This window comes from Bifidobacterium sp. UBA4282 (genome assembly GCF_002394995.1).
GTDB lineage: Bacteria > Actinomycetota > Actinomycetes > Actinomycetales > Bifidobacteriaceae > Bifidobacterium > Bifidobacterium pullorum_B.
In genome coordinates this window covers 19,461-24,889 of the sequence record NZ_DGVO01000031.1, presented here as the reverse complement: position 1 = coordinate 24,889, position 5,429 = coordinate 19,461, and the positions used below count along the sequence as shown (strand labels likewise).

Below are 5,429 nucleotides of genomic sequence, written 5' to 3'. Positions count from 1 at the left end.
GGGAATCGGCCGCCGGCGTGCCGCCACATCGAGCGCAATACCGTGGCGGCGTAACCGATTGCAGCCTTCATGCGGACACCTCATTTCCACTGATGGACGCCTTGAGCCTGGGGTCCAGGGCCCGATGCGCCAGGTCGACCAGCAGGCCGATGAGCAGGAAGAACGCGGCGAGCATGAACAGCTCGCCCTGCACGGCGATCAGGTCGCGGTTACCCACATCGGTCACCAAGCCGGTGCCCAGACCGGGCAGGGCGAACAGGTTCTCGATGACCATCACGCCGGTGATCATCTCAGCGAAGGTCAGTCCCACCACGGACACCATCTGCGGCATGGCCAGCCGCAGGCCCACCCGCAGCACCGCCTGCGTGCGGGTCATGCCGCAGGACATCGCCATCTCGATGTACCCGGAGGAGGCGAATTCGCCCAACGCCGACCGCGTGTACCGCATCAGGCTGGCGCCCACGATGATGCCCACGCTCAAGGCGGGCAGTATCAACGAGGTCAGCGCCCGGCCCGGTGCGCCCCAGCCCGCGGCGGGGAAGCCCTGCGAGGGCAGGACGCCGATCAGGCCCACGCCGCGGCCGAACAGCAGGATCAGCAGCATGCCGCTCCACAGCGCGGGAATGGCTCCGCCGACGATGGAGACCAGCCGGTAGGCGGCGCGGGCGCGATGCCCGCGGGCCAAGGTGGCCGCGCACCCCAGCGGGATGCCGATCACCAGGGCGACGAGCAGGCCGAGCGTGATCAGCGGGAAGGTGATGAAGGCCCGCACCCCCACCTGCTCGCTGACCGAACGACCGGTGAGCATGGAGGCGCCGAGGTCGCCGTGCAGCAGGTTCGCGCACCAGTCCAGGTACTGCACGGCCAGCGGACGGTCAAGCCCCAGCTCGGCGCGCAGTTGGGCCACCCGTTCCGGCGGCGAGTTCACGCCGGCCATCACCGCGGCCACATCGCCCGGCAGGATGCGCAGCATGGCGAACACCGCCACCGAGATGGCCAGCAAGGCCACCACGAACAACGCCAATCGGCGAATGATAAACCTCAATTACATCCCATTCCTCACTCAGTAGGCGATTTTGGCATTCAGTTGGAAACCGAACCGAGGTACGACGTGTGGTTCGCAGGGAATTCCCGCGATTCCAGCCTGTTAGCCGACGTCAGGTTCCCAACTGAACGCAGAAATCCCCAACTGGACGCAGTCATACCGGGTCACGCCGTATAGGACAGATCCCACAGGGGCAGCTGGGTCTGGTTGAGGTTCACCGGGAAGCCCTCCACGCCGTTGACCCATGCGGTGGTAATGCGGTAGTTGAACAGCCAGTCGGCGGGTGCATCCTCGGACACGATCCGGGCGGCCCGCCGCAGCAACTCGTCGCGGTCCGCGTCGTCGGTGGCGGCGAGCGCCTGCGCGTACAGGCTCTGCACCTCGGGGTTGTCGTAGTTGTAGTAGTACTCCGGATCGGCCCACTGGTAGAAGTCATGGCTTTCGTTGTGGTCCACGAGCGAGAGGTCGTAGTCCTTGTTCGTGTACACGTCCTGCAGCCAGGTGGAGAACTCCACCACCTCCACCTTCAGGTCGATGCCGATCTGCGCCAGTTGCGAGCGCAGCTGGTCGCCCAGGTCGGTGCCGTACGTGTTCGAGTATTCCAAGCGCAGCGTCAGCGGGTTGTCCAGCCCGTACCCGGCCTCTGCCATCAGCTCCAGCGCCTTGTCCACATCGTGCGGGTACAGGTCGGTCAGGTCCTCGTATCCGGGGTCGAGCGAGGGGATCGGCCCGCCGAGCGGCGCGTCGGCGCCGCCGCGCGAGGCGATGAGCTCCTCATGGTCGATGGCGTACCGGATGGCCTGCCGGATGCGCGGATCCGAGGTGTGTTCGCCGGCGCCGTTGAAGGCCAGCACGTACTTGTCGGTGCCGTCCCCGGCCTGCACCGTGTAGTGGTCGGGGTCGTCAGCGAACTGGCCGGCCAGGTTCTCGCTGATCGGCGCCAGCACCTGCACGTCGCCGGAGGCCAGGGCGTTGACGGCTGCATTGTCGTCGGTGAAGTACCGGACGACCACGGTCTCGGTCTTCGCCCGATGCTCACCCCAGTAGTTCGGATTGGCCTTCAGCGTGATCGAGTCGTTGGCGCGGAACTCGCTGACCAGATACGGGCCGGATCCGATGGCCTCGGTTTTCATGTCGTATTCGGCGTCCTGGTCGAAGACCAGGCCGCAGCGTCCGGCGAGCGTCCACAGCAGGTTGGAGTTCGGCGCGCTCAGGCGCAGCTCCACGGTGTTCGGGTCGACGGCCGTGATCGAGTCGAAGTTGGTCAGCGAGCTGGCGTCATGGTACTGCTTGCCCACCAGTTCTTGGATGGACCAGACCACGTCATCGGCGTTGAGTTCGTCCCCGTTGGAGAAGCTCATGCCCTCGTTGAGGTGGAACGTGTAGGTCAGTCCGTCCGCGCTCTCCTCCCAGCTGGCGGCGAGCGCGGGCACGACCTGGTTGTTCTCGTCCCGGGCCACGAGGCCTTCGTACACGTTGCCGATGAGGATCTGGTCGAGCGCCGACCCCGACTGGTTGCGGATGTCCAGGTTGGTGGGGGCGAGTTTCAGCCCGATGGTGACGGTGTCGCGCCGCCCGGTCTGCTGCGCCGCCGGACGGGTGACGACGGCGATAATGCCGATGACGACGGTCACCACGGCCACGGCCGCGACGAGAATCCATACCCATGGACGGCGACGCGGCGTTTTGACGCGGGCGTTGAGCGAGGCATCCGTGCTGGCCTCGTTGGTCGGTGATGCGGGTGCTGGTGATGATGAGGTTGCGCCGGTCTGGCCGTGCGCACCTGGTTGTTCAGCCATGACAATCCTTATGCGTTGCGTATGGTGATGATGCGATTCGTTTGTTGCGGTTGGCCGCCCGTCCGGGTCGTCCACCGCGCACCATTGTAGACCTGCCTATGTCCGAGCCGATATGATGGAGGCATGTTACTTGCAGTGGATATCGGCAATACGAATATCGTGCTCGGTTTCCTGGAGGGGGAACAGATCGTGGGCACGTACCGGATCACCACGAAGGCGGATCACACCTCGGACGAGTACGGGCTGATGATCACCGAGTTCCTGCGAATGAGCGGGTACACGCCGCAGGATGTGGATGATGTCATTGTGGCCTCCGTGGTGCCGAAGGTGATGCACTCCTTCCGTGCCAGCATCGTCAAGTTCCTGGATATCGACCCGATGGTGGTCGGCCCCGGGGTCAAGTCGGGGATGAACATCCGCATCGACGACCCGAAGTCGCTGGGGGCGGATTGTCTGGCCGACTGCGCCGGCGCCTACTACGTGTACGGAGGGCCTGCGCTGGTGGCCGATTTCGGCACGGCGACCACGTTCAACTATGTCGATGCGCGCGGCACGATCACCTGCGGGCTAATCTCCCCGGGTCTGCGCACGGCCGCCGCCGCGCTGTGGACCGGCACCGCGCAGCTGCCCGAGGTGGAGATCACCCGTCCGGATTCGATTCTGGCCACCGGCACGAAGACGGCGATGCAGGCGGGCCTGTATTACAACTTCCTCGGCGGCATCGAGCGCACCATCATGCAGTTCCGCGAGGAGATCCGGGAGGATTTCCAGGTCATCGCCACCGGCGGGCTGGGCCGTGTGTTCATGGACGACACCGATCTGATCGATGTCTACGACCCGGATCTGATCTTCAAGGGCATGGCCAAGATCCACGCCCGCAACGTCTGACAACGTCCGACGCGGCCCGGCACCGGCACCCCGACCGGTGGCGGTCCGGCTTCCGAGCGGTCCGAGCCGTCAGGAGGCGCTGCTCATCGTGAACCCCTGATTGGTGCCGTATTCCAGCAGGTCACGCTGCCAGAGGGCCACGCCGTCCATCATGCTCACGCGCTGCCCGGGGTCCTCGGGCAGCGTGATCTCCTCGCCGTCCGCGGTCCGCTCCCCCGCCTCGATGCGGGCTTTGGCGGTGTTGTACCGCAGCGCCTTGGCCGACCATCGATAGGCGGTGCCGACGGTGTCGCTGAAATCGCTGCGCGCATACACCTCGAACGGCAGGTACTGGTAGCCCACCGACACCTCGCGCGCGGCCTGGGCCAGGACCTCATTGAACCGCTGACCGCCGAAGTACGGGATGTCGATGCCCCGCGAGTCGGTGATGGTGGTCCGCCCCAAGAACTCCTCGTCGTTCAGCGTGGCGTTGTCCGCGGGGAAGGCGCCGCCGGCCACGCGGGTGGCGATGCCCTGCGCATCATGGCAGACATAGTCGACGAACCGGAAGGCCGCTTCGGGTTTGCGGGTGGAGCGCAGCACGCCCATCGCCGATCCGCCGTTCTCCGCGTTGGTCTGCACGCCGTTCTCGGTGGGCATGGTGGTCACCCGCCACAATCCCGATCCTCCGGGCACATCCGCCAATAGCAGGGATGGCATCCACGCTCCGGAGAACAGCGATGCCACCTGCCCCGCGCCGAGCGCCGCCTTCCACTCGTCCGACCATGTGGTCAGGTTGGTGGCGACCAGTCCTTCGTCGATCATCCGTTGCCAGAATGCGGTGAACCGGGCCACGCCGGCGTCGGTGTCCAGGCAGACCGTCACCTCCTTGCCGTCGGCGGAGGTGAGGAACGGCCGGCCGCCGGCCAGCCAGACCATGGCGTTGAAGAAGCTGGCATCGCCGGCGTCGGCCGTGATGTACACGCCGATCTCCTTGAGCTTCCTGGCGGCCTCGTAGTAATCGTCCCAGGTGCGGATGGACGCGGCGTCGACCCCCGCCTGGCGGAACACGTCCTCGTTGTAGAAGAACGCCATGGGGCCGGAATCCATCGGCAGCCCGTATACGGTGCCGTTCAACTGCACCGAGGACCAGGTGCCCGGCGTATACTGCCCGGCGTAATCCGCCACACGGTCGGTGATGTCGAGCAGCTGTCCGCTGACCGCGTATTGCCCGAGGGCGTAGTACTCCAGCTGCACCACGTCGGGCAGGTTGTAGCCGTCCTGAATGAACCGATTGAGGTTGGTGTACCCGCTGGTGGCATCCAGTTCCACGCGGATATCCGGGTTGGCCCGTTCGAAATCCTCGATGACGGCGCGCATGCTGGGCTCCCAGGACCACACGGTGATCACGGTGCGCGTATCGGCGGCGGCCGCGCATCCGGAGGCCAGCGTCAGCAATGCGGCGCCGAGTCCCGCCGCCGCGATGCGGCGTATCCGCCGCCAGGCTCCCCCGTCACGCGTCATACCCGCTCCTTCAACGTATTACGGCCCTGCTGCACCATTCGGGCCTGTGTGCACCATGTAGTGTACGGCATCCGGCTGGATGCGGAACCACCACCCGCGGTATGCACACCGAATTCCCGCCGTCCGCCGACGCCTCCCATGCCCCGCGCTCCTGTCGCCGCGGCGCACCACAAACGAGGCGGCCCGCACCGGTC

At 66.0% G+C, this 5,429-nt stretch carries 4 protein-coding genes; 1 reads left to right on the top strand and 3 read right to left on the bottom strand.

Going from position 1 to position 5,429, the window contains the following annotated elements:
* Nucleotides 1-67: 67 nt before the first annotated feature.
* Nucleotides 68-1,045, bottom strand: a complete 978-nt coding sequence (locus B4C31_RS04755; protein ID WP_291531547.1) for an ABC transporter permease — start codon at nucleotides 1,043-1,045, stop codon at nucleotides 68-70.
* Between the two features lie 164 nt (nucleotides 1,046-1,209).
* Nucleotides 1,210-2,844 carry an ABC transporter substrate-binding protein gene (locus tag B4C31_RS04750; RefSeq protein ID WP_291531546.1) on the bottom strand — a complete coding sequence of 545 codons (1,635 nt, stop codon included), beginning with the start codon at nucleotides 2,842-2,844 and terminating at the stop codon, nucleotides 1,210-1,212.
* Between the two features lie 123 nt (nucleotides 2,845-2,967).
* On the opposite strand from B4C31_RS04750, the gene B4C31_RS04745 reads away from it, so the two are divergent.
* The gene (locus B4C31_RS04745; RefSeq protein WP_291531545.1) at nucleotides 2,968-3,732 is read left to right on the top strand and encodes a type III pantothenate kinase; all 765 of its coding nucleotides are present in this window, start codon (nucleotides 2,968-2,970) and stop codon (nucleotides 3,730-3,732) included.
* 69 nt (nucleotides 3,733-3,801) lie between these two features.
* Here the strand turns inward: B4C31_RS04745 and B4C31_RS04740 are convergent, their stop codons facing one another.
* On the bottom strand, nucleotides 3,802-5,235 hold the full coding sequence (locus tag B4C31_RS04740; protein WP_291531544.1) for an ABC transporter substrate-binding protein: 1,434 nt from the start codon (nucleotides 5,233-5,235) through the stop codon (nucleotides 3,802-3,804).
* Nucleotides 5,236-5,429: the final 194 nt, after the last annotated feature.

Coding starts and splice junctions, on each gene's coding strand:
- B4C31_RS04750 (WP_291531546.1), bottom strand. CDS start 2,844: ATGGCTGAACAACCAGGTGCGCACGGCCAGACCGGCGCAACCTCATCA.
- B4C31_RS04745 (WP_291531545.1), top strand. CDS start 2,968: ATGTTACTTGCAGTGGATATCGGCAATACGAATATCGTGCTCGGTTTC.
- B4C31_RS04740 (WP_291531544.1), bottom strand. CDS start 5,235: ATGACGCGTGACGGGGGAGCCTGGCGGCGGATACGCCGCATCGCGGCG.